General features: G+C 35.5%; 17 protein-coding genes. 1 reads left to right on the top strand and 16 read right to left on the bottom strand.

What is annotated here, in order from left to right:
* Nucleotides 1-7 precede the first annotated feature (7 nt).
* From CQA43_RS00460 to CQA43_RS09815, 12 genes are all read right to left on the bottom strand, one after another.
* On the bottom strand, nt 8-652 hold the full coding sequence (locus CQA43_RS00460; RefSeq protein ID WP_115550654.1) for a biotin--[acetyl-CoA-carboxylase] ligase: 645 nt from the start codon (nt 650-652) through the stop codon (nt 8-10).
* Nucleotides 653-1,555 carry a methionyl-tRNA formyltransferase gene (locus CQA43_RS00455; RefSeq protein ID WP_115550653.1) on the bottom strand — a complete coding sequence of 301 codons (903 nt, stop codon included), beginning with the start codon at nt 1,553-1,555 and terminating at the stop codon, nt 653-655.
* 56 nt (nt 1,556-1,611) lie between these two features.
* Nucleotides 1,612-2,397: a hypothetical protein gene (locus tag CQA43_RS00450; RefSeq protein WP_245944168.1), complete on the bottom strand. Its 786-nt coding sequence runs from the start codon at nt 2,395-2,397 to the stop codon at nt 1,612-1,614.
* Between the two features lie 39 nt (nt 2,398-2,436).
* The gene (locus CQA43_RS00445; protein WP_245944167.1) at nt 2,437-3,732 is read right to left on the bottom strand and encodes a sensor histidine kinase; all 1,296 of its coding nucleotides are present in this window, start codon (nt 3,730-3,732) and stop codon (nt 2,437-2,439) included.
* Nucleotides 3,711-4,382 carry a homeostatic response regulator transcription factor HsrA gene (hsrA, locus tag CQA43_RS00440; RefSeq protein ID WP_115550652.1) on the bottom strand — a complete coding sequence of 224 codons (672 nt, stop codon included), beginning with the start codon at nt 4,380-4,382 and terminating at the stop codon, nt 3,711-3,713. Before hsrA ends, CQA43_RS00445 begins: the two co-directional genes overlap by 22 nt.
* Before the next feature lie 111 nt (nt 4,383-4,493).
* On the bottom strand, nt 4,494-5,084 hold the full coding sequence (locus tag CQA43_RS00435) for a lipopolysaccharide core heptose(II) kinase RfaY (protein WP_220271589.1): 591 nt from the start codon (nt 5,082-5,084) through the stop codon (nt 4,494-4,496).
* Nucleotides 5,056-5,232 carry a lipopolysaccharide core heptose(II) kinase RfaY gene (locus CQA43_RS09820; RefSeq protein WP_220271588.1) on the bottom strand — a complete coding sequence of 59 codons (177 nt, stop codon included), beginning with the start codon at nt 5,230-5,232 and terminating at the stop codon, nt 5,056-5,058. The genes CQA43_RS00435 and CQA43_RS09820 overlap by 29 nt, the downstream gene beginning before the upstream one ends.
* 33 nt (nt 5,233-5,265) lie before the next feature.
* Nucleotides 5,266-6,618: a class II 3-deoxy-7-phosphoheptulonate synthase gene (locus CQA43_RS00430; protein ID WP_115550651.1), complete on the bottom strand. Its 1,353-nt coding sequence runs from the start codon at nt 6,616-6,618 to the stop codon at nt 5,266-5,268.
* Nucleotides 6,619-6,696: 78 nt separating this feature from the next.
* Nucleotides 6,697-7,980 (bottom strand): citrate synthase, encoded by a 1,284-nt coding sequence (locus tag CQA43_RS00425; RefSeq protein WP_115550650.1) that lies wholly within the window; start codon nt 7,978-7,980, stop codon nt 6,697-6,699.
* A gap of 113 nt (nt 7,981-8,093) precedes the next feature.
* Nucleotides 8,094-8,657 (bottom strand): LolA-like outer membrane lipoprotein chaperone, encoded by a 564-nt coding sequence (lolA, locus tag CQA43_RS00420; RefSeq protein ID WP_245944166.1) that lies wholly within the window; start codon nt 8,655-8,657, stop codon nt 8,094-8,096.
* Nucleotides 8,658-8,667: 10 nt separating this feature from the next.
* A complete protein-coding gene (locus CQA43_RS00415; protein WP_115550919.1) occupies nt 8,668-9,150 on the bottom strand; it encodes a YqhA family protein in 483 nt (160 codons plus the stop codon).
* 35 nt (nt 9,151-9,185) lie between these two features.
* Entirely contained in the window at nt 9,186-11,183 is a 1,998-nt protein-coding gene (locus CQA43_RS09815; RefSeq protein ID WP_115550649.1) for a methyl-accepting chemotaxis protein, read from the bottom strand.
* Nucleotides 11,184-11,381: 198 nt separating this feature from the next.
* On the opposite strand from CQA43_RS09815, the gene CQA43_RS00405 reads away from it, so the two are divergent.
* Nucleotides 11,382-12,146 (top strand): M48 family metallopeptidase, encoded by a 765-nt coding sequence (locus tag CQA43_RS00405; protein WP_115550648.1) that lies wholly within the window; start codon nt 11,382-11,384, stop codon nt 12,144-12,146.
* Nucleotides 12,147-12,274: 128 nt separating this feature from the next.
* On the opposite strand, the gene dapE is transcribed toward CQA43_RS00405, so the two are convergent.
* Genes dapE through cmoA form a run of 4 tightly spaced genes read right to left on the bottom strand, consistent with a single transcriptional unit; the run spans nt 12,275 to nt 16,430 of the window.
* A complete protein-coding gene (gene dapE, locus CQA43_RS00400) occupies nt 12,275-13,579 on the bottom strand; it encodes a succinyl-diaminopimelate desuccinylase (protein ID WP_245944165.1) in 1,305 nt (434 codons plus the stop codon).
* An 11-nt stretch (nt 13,580-13,590) separates the two neighbouring features.
* Complete coding sequence (locus tag CQA43_RS00395) at nt 13,591-14,934, bottom strand: modification methylase (protein ID WP_245944164.1); 1,344 nt, start codon at nt 14,932-14,934, stop codon at nt 13,591-13,593.
* Complete coding sequence (locus CQA43_RS00390) at nt 14,931-15,683, bottom strand: BsaWI family type II restriction enzyme (protein WP_115550647.1); 753 nt, start codon at nt 15,681-15,683, stop codon at nt 14,931-14,933. The genes CQA43_RS00395 and CQA43_RS00390 overlap by 4 nt, the downstream gene beginning before the upstream one ends.
* 39 nt (nt 15,684-15,722) lie before the next feature.
* Nucleotides 15,723-16,430 carry a carboxy-S-adenosyl-L-methionine synthase CmoA gene (gene cmoA, locus CQA43_RS00385; protein WP_115550646.1) on the bottom strand — a complete coding sequence of 236 codons (708 nt, stop codon included), beginning with the start codon at nt 16,428-16,430 and terminating at the stop codon, nt 15,723-15,725.
* Between the last annotated feature and the right edge of the window lie 2 nt (nt 16,431-16,432).

The raw sequence follows: 16,432 nt of genomic DNA, 5'->3' as shown, positions 1-16,432 counted from the left end.
TGCTCCACTATCTCAAACTATAAATCTTTTCACCCTCAATAAGAATTGCACCATCTTCACAAAGCGAAGCATTGCAAAGAGAGATAAGTTTTCCGTTGTAATGAAAAGTATGATTAAAATTATTTGTAAATTCTAGCGAATATTTACTAAAAATTTGCTTCCAACTAGATTTTTTTTTGTCGTTTTCCAATCTCCTTATAAAAGATTCTAAAATTTTTTCTTTAGAAATTTTTATATCCAATCCACAAAATCCTTGATTCGTAACCTCCAAATTCAATCCAATTCCACAAATCATTACATCTCTTAGCCTTGCACATAAAACCCCTCCTACTTTTTGCTTACCTATATACAAGTCATTAGGCCATTTTAGCCAAACTCGCGACCCCTCTTCTTGCAATACTTCTTTAAAGATGAACCCCATATAAATTGAAGTAGATTCTAAAGGCAAATCTTGCGGTAATGTTTCCATTGGAAGCGCAAAAGAAAAGTATAATCCCTCTTTGACATTTTCCCAAAGATTCCCCCGACTGCCGATTCCGCCACTTTGCCTCTTTGCAACGACCATTATAGGCGGTTTCAATTCGCCCTTGCGGATTCCCTCATTCAAAAAAATTTGTGTAGATTCTATGCAATCAAATTCTAAAATCTGCATTTATTCCAAAATATCGCCTATTTTTAGACGTTTTCCTTGTAAATATTGATAGGCACTCATAGTCTTTTTTGAAGGTGCTTGCAGAGATTCTATCCAAATACTTCCCATCTTGCACCCTACCCTTATTCGTTCCTTTGTGATTTGCAGAATCTCTCCCTCAATATTTTCACTGACAGATTCCGCAATTTTTATTCCTTTTAATTTCAATCCACTTGGCAAATAAATCTCTGGCCACCCCTCATAGGCACGTGCTTTTCTAGCCAAAGAATCCGCATTATCAAAGAGGATTTCTCCCCATTCTTTTTTGATTTTTTTACAATAACTTGCATCTGCGCCAATTTGCTCCAAGGGCATTATAGACTCCCATCTTTCCAAGTATTCCAATATCAAATCTGCGGCAACTTTTGCAATCTCTACAAATAACTCTCTAGCGTTTTGAAGAGAGTTTTGAAAAACTTTAAAACCCAAAATATCTCCACAATCCAATCCCTCACTCATCTGCATTGCAGTAACACCAAAATATTTTTCATCTTTTAAAATACTTTGCTGAATCGGGCTTGCACCGCGAAATTGTGGCAAAATGGAAGCGTGCAGATTAATACAAGGCGCAAGATTCAGAATCTTTTGGGGGAGAATCTTGCCATAAGCTGCGACAATGATTTTATCACAAGCAAAGCTTTTTAATATCTCTGTAAAGTCATCATCTAATTTATGAGGTTGCAAGATTGGAATATTAGAATTCTTTTGTAGCAATAATTTTTTTGTTGCAGGCATTTGCAAATGTAAATTTCTTCCCGCTTTTTTATCCTCTTGACACACCAATGCACACACTTCATAATGAACCAATAGAGATTCCAAAATGATTGCCGCATAATCTGGCGTTCCCATAAAAATTATTCGCATACACTTCCTTACTAACTCTTAATAAAACAAGAATAGTAGCGAATTTATATTTAATTTTAATAAATTTCAATCAAATCAAACTCTTTGATAATAGTCTTTTTGGGTTTGAAAGGCTCGGCAAACTCATTGCCCACTTGATAGATTGGTAAAAGTGTAGAATCATAACTCACGGAATCCTCTCCATAGGCATAATAATCCTGCGATTCTAATTGAGTTTGTGTGGCATTTTGGGATTTCTCCCAAGTTTTTGACTGCGTTGTTTGAGTATTATACGATATTTTGAATCTATTTTCTTGAGCTTCTTTACCTTTAAAATAAGATTCTAATTGTTTCACACGAATAGCAACTTCTTGATAATATTTTTCAGCCTGTAAATTTGCCTGCTCATTTTTCTGCCAACTATACCCTTTGTTATAAGATTTAATAATATTTTTCCAATTCCCCTTATGTTCTTTTTGCCAATATTTAAGTTCTATGATTGCAATCTGTTCTGCAAAAGCATCGTTTTCAACCAACATTGCACCTACCATATTTTGAGTAAAACCATTTTGTTTGAGTTGTGGGTAACGATTAATTACGCCGGGAATATAAGCGTGAAAATTTCCGGCACTTGGGTCTTGGAAGTTCATTTTATAAACACCCGCACAAGACTCCTGCCAAGCAATCGCTGCAAGCGTTAAACCAAAACCATCTTGTTCACCCGCAAGATATGAGCGCAACAAAACTTGCTTTTGCGATTCTGAAAATTGGGCTAAAGGGACACACGAGTTTTTGAATTCTACTTGTGGCAAGGCAAAACTAAAGTTTATAAAAATCAATATAATCCAAATCAACCTTTGCATAAAAACTCCTTTATTTAGAGTTGCAGCAAATTTTGTTCCTTATTTTATTAGATTTGCGATTCTTAGTTCAAAAGTCGCAATCGTGCCATTGGTGTCCAAACGATTTTGAAGAGAAATGCTCCCTCCCAAAGCGTTAGCTGCATTTTTTGCAAGAAACAACCCGAGCCCCGCACCACTCTTATTTCCCGAGCGTTTAAAGGGTGCATAAATATCTTCTAGTTCAGAATCAATCCCACAACCCTCGTCCATTACAACGATTCTTAGAATCTCTTGATGAACAATTTGACTTGTCATCAAAACGCTTTTGCCCTTAGGAGTAAATTTAAACGCATTTTGTAAAAAATTCTGCACAATTTGCGTTAAAAGAGTCGGTTTAATCGTAACCAAAAGTTCCCCTGTTTCAAGTTTGCAAATAAATTGTTTATTTTCTTTTTTGCTAAGAATTTGGAAATTATCTGCAATATTTTGTAAAATTTTATGAATATCTACGAGGCTAGATTTCTCAAACTGCGCACTTTCTTGTCTCCCCAAATCAAGCAAGGTTTTAATGATTGCATTCATTTCATTAATGCTTTGAATATTCTCCTTTAAAGCATTAATATATACTTCTTTCTCTCTTTCTTTAATAAGCGTTACTTCGCATTTGGTCTTAATCACCGCCAAAGGGGTTTTAAGCTCGTGTGCGATTCCGATAAATAGCTGTTTTTGTCCTCCAAAATAGCTTTTAATTCTATCCAAAAGATTATTGATAGAAAGCACCAAAGGATGAAATTCTAGCGGCAAACTCTCACTATTAAGAGATTCCAAATCGTGTTCTTTAAGCTTGCCAAGCGTAGTAGAAAGATTCTGTATAGGCTTATAAAGAATATTTGAAAAAGCAAGCGCAAAGAGCTGAATCAAAATCAAAGCAAAAAAAATCACCAAAACAATACTGCGCAAGAGGGAATCTAAAAAGCCAACTTCTTGCGTGATATCCTTTGTAATTTTCAATGCTTTATTAACTCTATAAGGAGAAGAAATAGAAAAATAAACATTCCCTTGAGATTCTATTTTTGTATAAAAATCTTGATGAATCTTTTTATCTAAAACCTCAATGAGCCAAGTTTCTTTTTGGAGCGGATTGAGATTTTGCACATAAAAACTTTGCCCAACATTATAATTGATATTGTTTTTTAAAATATGATTTAATTGATTTTGGAGGCTTTGTTTAATGTTTCCATAGGTATTAAAATAAAGATAAGCATAAAGTGCAACAGAAAATATCGCCAAAAGGGCGATAAAAGAGATTGTGATTTGTTTAGTATAATCTCCTCTTATACTCCTTTTGGATAGCAAAATCTGTAACCTCTTCGTCTTACTGTTTCAATCGTAGCAATATTAAGCGGTTTGTCCATTTTTTGACGGATTTGATTAATCGCGACTTCAATAACATTAGGAGTTACAAGCTCTGGCTCTTCCCAAATAGCATCTAACAACTGCTCTTTTGAAACAATTTGGTCGCGATGACGCGCAAGATGTGTTAGCACTTCAAAAGGTTTGCCTTTTAGTTCAATCTCTTGATTTTTATAAGTTATTTTTTCTTCATCAGGATTAATCACTAAGTCTTCAATTTCAATTAAATTTGTTCCACCAAAACGCAAACGAGCTTCAATTCTTGCAACCAATACATTAAAATCGAAAGGTTTAGCCAAAAAATCATCTGCTCCGGCTCGTAGTGCTTCCACTTCACTTTCTGCATCATCACGTGCAGAAATAATTACAACAGCAGTGCGTGGGGATTTATTTTTTACCTGATTAATAATTTCAAGTCCGCTACCATCAGGCAACATCCAATCTGCAAGCACTAAATCATAATTACGAATGCTGATATAATATTCTCCGTCTTTTAAATTTTCTGCCACATCGGTTTGATAATTAAATTCATTCAAACCTTCTGTGATTGTCTTATTAAGACTGATTTCATCTTCAACGATTAAAATTCGCATTCCTTTTTCCTTATTCTTAAATTAAAAATTAGCGACATTGTAACATAATTTTAGCTATTTTTAATAAATTTTTATAAAAGATTAAAAATATTTAATATTTCAAAAGAGATTCTATTTTGCCAAGTGTAAAGGATTGATTTTGTATAAAATTTTTCTTTTCAATAACCTTATTTGCTGCTTTAAAAATTTCTCATAGGAAACAAGAAAACAATAAAAATCTGTTGTAGTTGGAGCAATCCCTAAGCGATTCCATAAATTGAATCTATCCTCTGCTTTGCGATAAGCATTAGGATATTTGCCCGAGCAGTCAATGATTCTTATCTCTCCGTGAGATAAAATAAAATTACTTGTTTGAATATCCCCCATTACCATATTATGACGATGCAATTCCTCTACTTTAGCTTTAATCTTGGTTTTTATCTCATCATTCAAAATAATATTGGAAATACATTCTCCTTCAATATACTCCAAAATCATTATAAAAATATTAGAATAATTAAAAACTTTTTTCTCCGCTAAAAGATAAAAATCATTTACACCTACAAAACCATCACCGCGAATGCGTTGTGTTTCTTTTAATAAATTTAAATAATAATCGCCCTTGAAAAAAGATTTTATAAACCGCTCTTTTTTCTTGCTTTGGGGAGAAAAAATTTTAACAATATACTTCTTATTAATCCCCCCCCCCCCCGCTAGAAGCAATCAAAAATACCTGCGATTCTTTAGTATTTTTAAAAACTTGGATAATCTTTAGGCAATCGTTTAAATAATCGTTAAAAATATTTTCATAAATTGCTTTGTTCTCTTTAAGATAAACTTGGTAACCGCTAATTGTCTTGCTAAAAATCATTGCTATAATGGGCTTTGAAATATTATCGTAGTCCTACACCCTACGCTTCTTTAGAATATCGGCAATCAAAAATGAAAGCTCTACTGCTTGACTTGCATTAAGACGCGGGTCGCATTGCGTGTTATAGTTACAACCTAAATTTTCTTCTGTAATTGCTTGCATACCACCTACACATTCTGTAACATCTTCTCCTGTCATTTCCAAATGCACGCCTCCAGCGTAAGTACCAATACTTCTGTGTATCTCAAAAAACGCTTTCATTTCATCTAAAATACTATCAAAAGATCGTGTTTTATAGCCATTGCTAGCCTTGATAGTGTTGCCGTGCATTGGGTCAATGCTCCAAACAATTTCTCGCCCTTCCTTTTTGATGGATTCCAATAGTTTTGGCAATTTATCCTTGATGACTTCTGCACCCATACGAATGATGAAATTTAAACGTCCCTCTTCATTTTGAGGATTTAGAATCTCGCAAATACCCAAAATATCTTCCCTGCTTGCTTGAGGTCCAATTTTCACACCCAATGGATTTTCTACACCACGCAAAAACTCTAAATGTGCGCCATCAAGATTCCTTGTCCGCTCACCAATCCACAACATATGTGCTGAACAATCATACCATTTATTTGTTAAATGGTCTTTTCGCGTCAAAGCCTCCTCATAATTTAATAATAAGGCTTCGTGCGAAGTAAAAAACTCTGTTTCGTGGAGAGTGGGAGTATTTTGCGCAGTGATTCCACAAGCCTCCATAAAAGCTAGGGCTTGTGTAATTTTATCTGCCATATTTTGGAATCGTTCGCTTTGCGCACTATTGACAAAATTAAGATTCCATTTTTGCACTTGATTTAAATCTGCTAAACCTCCTTGCGCAAAGGCGCGAATCAAGTTAAGCGTAGCTGCGGATTGATTATATGCCTGCAAGATTCGTTTAGGATCTGCTTCTCTTGCAGCCTTCTCAAAGGCAATACCATTGATAATATCCCCACGATAACTAGGCAATGTGATGCCATTAGAAGTTTCTGTATCGCTTGAACGCGGCTTGGCAAATTGTCCTGCCAATCTCCCGACCTTTACAATTGGACAAGCTCCCGCATAGGTTAGCACAACCGCCATTTGCAAGATGACTTTGAATAAATCCCGAATACGAATCGCATTAAAATCTGCAAAACTCTCCGCACAATCGCCACCTTGAAGCAAAAATGCCTCACCTTTGGAAACTTTTGCCAAACGAGATTTAAGAGTTCTTGCCTCACCAGCAAAAACCAAAGGAGGATATTTGCTAAGTTTTTTTTCAATGGCTTCTAGCGCATTTAAATCTTCATAAATGGGTTGCTGAAGGGCAATTTTGTCTCTCCAACTCTTTGGATTCCAATTTGTATTTTGCATTGATTTTCCTAATACATTAAAATTAAAAATAAATTGGCAATTCTACCCAACAAAAAATAAAACAACCCTTACCGAATCCTACTTACCTAGATAAACTTGTCTTGGACGCGTGATTCTAGCGTGTGGATTTTTAATGTGTTCCATCACTTGCGCACACCAACCCGGCATTCTACCAATCACAAACATTGGAGTAAAAAGCTGCACAGGAATCTTTAATGCAGTCAAAATGATTCCACTATAAAAATCTACATTGGGATAAAGATTTCTTTCTTTGAAATAATCGTCATTCAAAGCGACTTCTTCTAGTTTCTCCGCAATTTCGCTTAAACGCGCATTCATTGTAATACCTTTTTTGTTTAACTCATCTTTTAAAGCCTTAATAGCTTTTGCGCGAGGGTCATAGCTCTTATAAACACGATGTCCAAACCCCATTAATCTAAAGGAATCACTTTTATCCTTTGCTTTTGCGACAAACTTATCTACATTTTTTACATCGCCAATTTGCTCTAACTGCACCAAAACTTTCTCATTTGCTCCACCGTGTGCAGGTCCCCAAAGTGCATTGATTCCAGCAGAAATTGCCGCATAAGGATGCACGCCTGTGGAAGCGACATTGCGCACTGTTGTTGTAGAAGCATTTTGTCCGTGGTCTGCGTGGAGGGTAAAGATTTTATCCAACGCCTCTACCTCAAGTGCGGAGATTTCTTCCTCTCCTTTCAGAGTATATTTAAGTCTTCCTCCAGGATACGCACGCAACATATAGAGGAAATTCTCTACATAGCTACGACTTACATCGGGATAAATCAAAGGTGCACCAATAGAATTACGATAGGAAAAAGCAACCAAAGTCGTAATTTTTGCGATGATTCTACGTGCCATTGTTTGATAATCTTCCTCGTCGTCCATTTCCTTGTGGTCAAAATGGAAAGTAGAAAGTGCTGCAACAGCAGAACTTAAGTTTGCCATAGGGTGTCCTCCATCAGGAAATGCGCTAAAGATATTAATCAAACCCTCGTGCAAAAAAGCTCTATGACGCAACTCTAAATCAAATTCTTTGGATTCTTGTTCATTCTTTGGAGCTTCTCCTGTGATAAGCAATTTTGCCACATCTGTAAATTTATATTTTTCAACAATCTCTTCAACTGGGATTCCTTTGTAAAGTAATTGCCCATTTTTACCATCTATATAGCTAATTGTGGATTCACAACCTGCGGTTGAACCATACCCGGGGTCGTAAGAAAAAATATTCGCACGTTCGAATAATTTGCTAAAATCTACTGCCTTAGGACCGCGCGTGCAGTTAATAAGGTCAAAATCAAACTTTTCACCTGTTTCATTGTTGATTAATGTAATCGTTCCCATACATACTCCTTAAAAAAATCAAATTCTATCTATTTTAACGAACTTTTTTAAAAAAGTGTAAAAAAAATTTAAATTTTTGCAAAAATTTTAAAATTTGCTATTTTTTTACACATTTAATTATAAATAATATCTATTTCACTTTTTGGTTGAAAGTCAAAAATATGAGATTCTATTGTGGAATTGACTTTGATATTCTCAAATAAAATTTCAATTTTATTGTTTAAAGAATCCTTGAAACTAATTTGTTTTGGGATTCCATTCTCCAAATATAAATCATATTTTTGCTTCAAAATCACTGCCTCGTAGTGATTTTCTGTAATTTTTTGCGCATTTTGCAGTAAATAAAGCAAATTCATATTTTCTTGTAGTCGCGTAAAAATTGCTTGTTTTAACTTCGGCTCATAGATAATCATTGTTCCCTCTTGGATAAAAATCTCTTTAGGAATCGGGCTAGTATAACTCCACCGCACACTTGCAGGTGCAAGTGCTTGGATTTTGCCTTTATAGACAATTTGATTTTGTGCATTCTCTTCAAAGGAATACAAAGTTTGTGTAAAATCCGCGCTAAAAGATTGGATTTCTTTCAAGGATTGCGCATTTGCAAAAGTTGCGAAAAACAGCATTACGATTCCGCTTTTAAATAGAATCTCAAGGTAAAATTGAAACAATTTATACATTAAATGCCTTTTAATGCTTAGAGTCTTTGTGCAGAAAATACAATCCCACAGCAAGTGCCAAAATAGAAATCGCAAAAAACAGCATATCTTGCGTATTTTTCATTCCCATATTCAGCACTTTAGAGAAAAATGCTACAATCAAAGCCATTACGATGACTTTTGCGAGCTTATCTTTTAATTGGTCTAGGGTATGAATCTCTAGCACTTTGGAATTATTTTCATCTTTAATTTGAATCTTTGCGATAAACAATTCATAAAGCCCAAAGGAAAAAATCAACAGCACCACTGCAATCAAATACAAATCCACTGCCATAATAATTACATTTAGCAAAAGATGATGAATATCCGCGTCTGCCCCCAATGAACCAATATAATACAAATAGGTTTGCTTTGCGACTTTGAGTATATCTACACTCGCAACGATAAACAATAAAATAGAACCAACAAGAGATAAAATGACGGCTAAAATAATAAAAAGCCGCGCATTCCACATTAATTTTTCAAAAATATCTTTCAAGCAAATCCTTTTTAGAACCTAAATTCATTAATTTTATTCTCCATTTCTACCGCTCGGCTTTCTAACTCATTAGAAACTGATGAGATTCTATTCATCTCACTTGCGATTCCTTGAAGATTTTGATTAAGCGTTTTATTGTTTTCTAAAAGCATTTCAGTATCCTTACTTAGCACTGAAGAGCTGTCAATCGTTTCTTGCGCTAGAGTGCTGATAATTTTGATTTTTTCTACCACAGAGGAAATTGTTTCTTGAATACTTTGTGATTCTTCTACAATATGATAAAAGCTTTTTGCATTTTGTGTAATTTGACTACTTACTCCGCTGATAGACTGCACGATTGTATTGATAATTGCGTCAATCTCGTTAAGAGACTTTTGCGTCCTTTCTGCAAGTTGTCGCACTTCATCAGCCACCACAGCGAATCCTCTGCCGTGTTCTCCCGCACGCGCCGCTTCAATCGCAGCATTCAAAGCCAAAAGATTCGTTTGCGAGGCAATATCATCAATCGCGCCTAAGATTCCTTTAATATTTTGCGCTTCTTTGTCTAGCAAAGAAACATTATGCACCAAATCTTCTTGCATTTGTGCGTCTTGTGAGATGTTTTGGGTGAAATTCGCAATCGTATGGGACGCATTGTCTAATTCCTCTTTTGCCGCAAGCACATCGTGCATTGTCGCATTGGTTTTTTGGATATTATCCTCTAGCTTTTTCCCTACTTCTTTACCAGTTATTTCCGTCTGATTGGACAACTCAAACCCCTCTTGTGTGCGTCCTGAAACTTCTTTAGCACTATCAAGCAAATTCTTGGAAGTTTGCAAATTTTCTTTGCTTTGTGGAGCTAATTGTAAGAAAATTTGCCGAATTGCCTCAAGAAAATCATTCATTGCTTGTTGGATTACGCCTATTTCATCGGAACTTTTTGTAACCACAAATTTTTTACTGATGTCTTTTGTATTCTTTAATTCAACTAGATATTTTCGCATTAAACGAATCCTAAAGGTAATACTATGCGCAATCAAATAACCTACTACCAAAGTAAGGATTACTACAACACTTGCAATACTAAGCATAAACCAAAAGCTAAAAAAATTTGCTTTTTCAATCTTTGTAATTTGTTCCATTAAGCCTTTTGCTAATCTATCTTCAACATTTTTTAGTAGATTGATTTTCTGTGTAATAGTGCCAAACCAATAAGTTGCTTTAACCCCAAATCCCCCATCTATAAAATGTTCCATTGCAATTTTACGCATTCTTTCCACTTCAGAAAAACTCTTATCTTCAGTTATTTTAAGATAATACTGATAATCTCCGCTACTTGCATAACGTTTAAAATCTTCTAAGAAAATATTTTGCGCAATCGTTAAAGCGATAAAACGATTATAAATACCTGCTGCAAACTTATCCGCTCCAAAGGTATTAGAAAGCACGGCGCGTTCTTGTCCTGCATTTTCTTTTGCATTCAAAAAATTCACATAGGCGAGGAGATTCCTTGTGATTTGGTCATTTGTGCTAATATTGATAATTTCCACAATGGATTGAATATTAGAAGCAATCGTGCCTGTGTAATAACCCAAAATATCTCCCACTTTAACATTTAAGGAATCCACTCCCTGCCGAATCCCATTGATTTGCCCCATTCTATCAAGAGAAATTTTTAAAGAATCTTGAATATTTTTTGGATAAGTTTGCAAATTAAACTCCTGCAAAAAATCGTGCAATTCTTTGATTTTTTCGTCGCTTAATTTTCGTTGATTTTGTAGAGCCTCTTTGAAGTCTTGACCTTTTGAACCCAAAAATCCAGCCGAAGTTCCGCGCTCTTTTTGCAATTCGTGAATCACGAGAGAAATCTTAGTTGCTAATGTTACACCATGCTTTAGCAACGCAGATTCCTGTGCAATCCGATAACGTTCGCTGACTAAAACAAGCGAAAAGGCAATTAGGGTAATCAGAGGAATTAACATCAAGCAAATTAATTTAACCCCAACTTTTAGATTATTTAAAATAAACATTATTTCTCCTTATTTTGCAGACTTGGCATTCAAATTCCGCCTTTTAATCATTTGATTTCAAGAGTAATTCTACAATTTTTTCTCAAAAATAAATCCGATTTAAATCAAATTCAATCAAATATTAAGTCTTTATTTAATTTTAGCAGAATTTTTATACAATATATTTCAATATTTCACAAATTGCACTAAGGAGAATTTATGAGAAAACATTTATTGTGCAGTTTCATTGCTTTGATAGCTTGCATGTCTTTTAGTGCCTGCTCTTCTACTGCTCTTACAAATCGTTCGCAATTAATGCTTTTGAATAGCCAAGAAGAAATCGCATTAGGAGAACAAAGTGCAAAACAAGTTTTACAACAATCCAAAGTCAGCAATAACCAAAAACAAGCACAAATGATTCAGCGCGTTGGACAAAGAATCGCAGATGTCGCGGAGCGTCCGGATTTTGTTTGGGAATTTTATCTTTTAGAGGACGAGCAAGTTAATGCCTTTTGTTTGCCTGGGGGTAAGGTGTTTGTTTATACAGGATTAATGCCCCTTGTTGCAAGTGATGATGAACTTGCTGTCGTATTATCTCACGAGATTGCCCACACGATTCTGCGACACGGAGCAGAACGAATGAGTATGCAGACGCTTCAACAAATCGGAGGGGGATTATTGGGGGTTATCATAGGTTCTGCAGCACCTGGATATAGCAATCTTTTCAATCAAGCTTACAGCATAGGAAGCAATGTAGGCGTAATGTTGCCTTTTAGTCGTTCTCACGAGCTAGAAGCGGATAAAGCGGGTATTCTTTTAATGCAAAAAGCAGGTTACAATCCCAAAGCCGCTATTAGCTTTTGGCAGAAAATGTCAAAAAATGGCGAGAAAAACCCTTCTGACTTCCTCTCTACTCACCCAAACGATTCCAAGCGAATCGCAGAAATTGAAAAATTGCTTGCACAGCAAGAGCAAAAGAAATAACTCACCTGCGTCCTTGCGGGTAAGTTTTGCATTTGCTACTGCGTCTTTTACAGACGAGATTTTATATGATTATGGCTTACTTTGTCATTTACTACGTTCATTTCTCGCAAAGGCACATTTATATTGTTTTAGAGATTCCATTGTGCTAACAAAGTCAAAAAAACATTTTGGAGCGATTCTACCTCACTCAAACGCACACGCTCGTTAATGGAATGAATGCTATCGTTGCACACGCCACATTCCACTACGCTCACTCCATATTCCGCAAAATACCGCGCATCACTTGTGCCACCACTTGTGCTAAACTCCGGAGCAAAGCCGTTTTTGGATTCTAAAACCTTTGCGATTCTTTGCACAATGCGGCTTTGTTTGTTTGTCAAAAAAGGCTTAGAACTTTGATTTAATTCCAAAGAATGCGGAATCTTGGAGAGTAAGTTTTCTAAATATTGGCGCAAATCCTCTAAACTTGTCTGCGTAGAATTTCGCACATTAAACATTATTTTTAAGTCATTAGGCGTAACATTCACGACTTCCAACCCCCCGCGAATATCCGTAATCACAAGCTTACTTGGCTCAAACTCCGCACTTCCTTTGTCTAGCTCATATCCTGCGATTTGTGAAAGGTAGGGCGCAATCAGCTCCACAGGATTCACGCATTTTTTAGGATACGCCACATGCCCTTGTTTGCCAAATACTCTTAAGATTCCATTGATAGAGCCACGTCTTCCGACTTTTATCATATCGCCAAATTTCGCCACGCTTGTAGGCTCGGCAACGATTGCAAAATCAGGCAGCAAATCCCTCTCTTTAAGGCATTCTAAAGTATATTTTGTCCCAAAAATCGCCGCTCCCTCCTCATCGCTTGTAAGAAGCACCGATAAAATCCCCTTAAAGCCTTGTAATCTTGTAGAATCGCTAGAATCCTGCTCTTGTGTCGTTGCAAGACTTGATTCATCAAGTTGTGGTAATCCATAGTCTGAAACTTCGCTTGTTGTGTTTTGCGATTCCGCATTTGCGCCCTTAGTAGAGGCTTGTAAGTTTTGCGATTCCACACAATCCACAAACTCCCGAATCGCACACAAAAAAGCCGCCACCCCCGCTTTCATATCCTGCGCACCCCTGCCATAGAGGAATCCCTCCTTTATGGTGGGGCTAAAAGGCTCACTCGCCCAACCCTCGCCCGGTGGCACAACATCAATATGCCCCGCAAAGCACAAATGTGTTTTTTTGCTCCTATGAGATTCTGCATTTTGCGCACTTAAATCCTTATACAAAAAAAGATTCTTTACTCTCTCTTTGTCAAACTCCAAAACCTCAAAATCGTGTAAAATCTCTTTAATATACGCGTAGATTCCACATTCTTGCGGCGTGATTGTGGGATAAGTGATGAGCTGCTTTAAAACCTCTATACTCTTTGTTTTGTTTGTTTGCATTGGAATCCTTATCATTTAATTTCTGCAATTTGCGATTTTATCTCTATATGATTTTTGCATTTTCCTAAATCCCTCTTCTTGCATATTACAATGTATTCCTCATTCATTGTGCGTGAGAGAACCCCAGCTTTGTTTGTTGGGGAATTTTGAAGTGGCATTGATTTGTTAGAAATTTTTCGCTTAATGGTTTGTAAATGCGTAAAGCCATTGTTGCAAAAAACTTCAGCGATAAATCTATCGGTAGGAAGTTCTATATTTTTTACTCTACGATTGCCCACGATAAAAAACACTTTGCCACCAAGATTTATAGAATCTATGAGGTTTTGAATGCTAGATTCTAAATCAAAATAAAAACTTGAAATTTCTAAAGCCCTTTTTTTATCTATTGTAGAAATTTCCAAAATATAATCTTTAATTAAACCTGTCTCATAAAGTTTTTTAGCCCTTATTCCACCTATAAGTTTAGAATCTAACTTCCTGGGATCTTTAAAGCCTAGCCACTCATTAATAAAAGTGCTAAATTGTCCATACGCCACAGTGGTTCTAGAATCCCCATAAGGTGGGCTTGTTAGCAAGGTATCAAATTTTTGCTTTGAATTTTGAAAATTTGTATTACTAAGATGAAGACTAATTTTTTGCAATTTGGGTTGATAAAACTGCAAATAATCTCTCACGAGAGATTCTATATTTTTGGTAAAAATAGCATACACATTGGGCTTATAATTTTCATAATCTTTCATTCTAAAGAGTTTAAATTCATTATTGCGAGTATAGCTACATTCCCGCAAAGTCTCGCTAAAAGCAAGTATAAAGAGATTTTGCACACTTTTGTCCTCTAAATTTTTAAGATAAGAAAAAATCAGTTTTAAATCCCGCTGTGCATTTTTCTCTATCCAAAAATCAAGATTTGTGATATTTGTTAGGGGATTAGAATCTAAAGGCGATTCATTTTTAGATTCTATGTGATGCAAGAGTTTCTCTTTTTCTTTAATAAGATAGGAATATTCTATATAAGACATTCTCGCCTTTGAAATCATTATTGCTAGAGGATTTAAATCAAAACCCATAAAATGCTTAATCCCATATTCTAAACCACTCACAAAACTGCTTCCGCTCCCACAAAATGGGTCTAAAAGATTACTTTTCTTGGCTTTAAATTCCTTAAGCAATTCAAGCCCAATTTGAGGAAGCATTGTTGCGGGATATTTATGCAAATTAGGATACATTGATGCATAAGACTGCCCTAAAAAGTCGTATTTGGAATTATAAATAGCTGGATATTGTTCTTTAGAATCTTTAAGGTTGTATTCTGATACAAATCCTGCATTAAGATAAGATTTTTCTAAAAGTGTCATTGAAGATTCTCGCCAATATAATCAATAAGATAACTTAAGGGCTTAATAAAATCACCCGTTTGTATATTTTTGCCAATAAAAGCACAATCAAAAAATTTAAACATTCCTCTATGTTGAGGATTATTAATTTCATTATAAAAATTCACAGTAGCGAAACATACAAGCGGTGAAATGGGAGGATTGTAAGAAATATCATATTTTTCTTTAATACTAGATTCTGTGTTGGCAATCTCCATTAAAAGCTTCCACTTATAAGTTTGTCCAGCTCTCTCTCGTAAAGAAGTCTTAAGGGATAATATTAAACTTTTATGCAATTTCGCATTAGAATCTAAACTATAAATCACTAAATCTACATCAGGCTTTTGTGTCTCCTCTCCTACTTTGATATAAAATAAATCTTGCCATTGTGGAATAGAAGAAATTTTAGAAGTAATAAAAATATTCTGTTTTATGCTGCCTTGTTCTTTATTTTTAAGAAACACCCAAACAATGAGATTTGAAAACGCACTTCCAGCGATACTTTTTCTCGCTTGTGAAGCGTCTTTAATCTCACCTTTTTGGATTCTTTTTTGAATGAGATTCCCTACCTCATCTTTGCAATCTACAAGATAACCATAGAGATGATTAAAAATTTCTTGCAAACTCAATGTTTTAGTAGAAATATCCACATTGATTTTTACAATCATAGGTTGCATATAGTATTTAGATTCTATTTCTTTCAAGGTTTTTATTTCATCTTTGTTTAACATTCTCATTCCCCTTTGAATAAAAATATTCTTTCACCATTCCTACCCCTTCATCACAATAAAACTCGCAAAATTTACCCAGCGGAAAAGCGTCTCCACGCAAGAAAATCCCGCGTTTAAAAACATTGCGCGATTCTCTGCCTCACTATAAGGCACAAGCACATTCTCCAACGCCTCACGCTTTTTAGCAATCTCAAAATCACTATATCCCTGCTTCTTTTTGTTTGCTAAATAATATTGAATCATCTTAAAATCTAGCTCTTTATGCTCCACCATTACCTTTTCAGAGACGATGAAAACACCCTTAGGATTGAGACAATCATAAATCTTTTGCACCAACTTTTCGCGCTGAAGCGGGCGGATAAATTGCAAAGTGTAATTCGCTATTACCACATCACTTTTAGGAAAATCTACTTCCAAAATATCGCCACAGATGAGGTTTGCACACATTTCATACGCACTTAATTTATTCTGTGCTATCTCTAACATAGATTCTGCATTATCTATTCCATAGAGATTCAGCGGAAACTCCGCCTTAGAAGCTATTTCCACGAGCATTGCCCCTGTGCTTGTGCCTAAATCTAGCAAGGTAGAATCGGGCTTTAAATACATTAACGTAAAATCTGCACAAAGCCCTAAAACTTCCTTATAATAAGGGATTGAACGGCTTACCATATCATCAAACACGCCCGCAACTTTAGCGTCAAATTCAAATTGTTTTTGAGGATTCTCTGTAAAAATCTTATCCATTG

Origin of the sequence: Helicobacter ganmani, from assembly GCF_003364315.1 — a bacterium.
GTDB classification, from domain to species: domain Bacteria; phylum Campylobacterota; class Campylobacteria; order Campylobacterales; family Helicobacteraceae; genus Helicobacter_D; species Helicobacter_D ganmani.
Note: the sequence above shows the minus strand (reverse complement) of the source record. Positions and strands in the feature narration are given on the sequence as shown.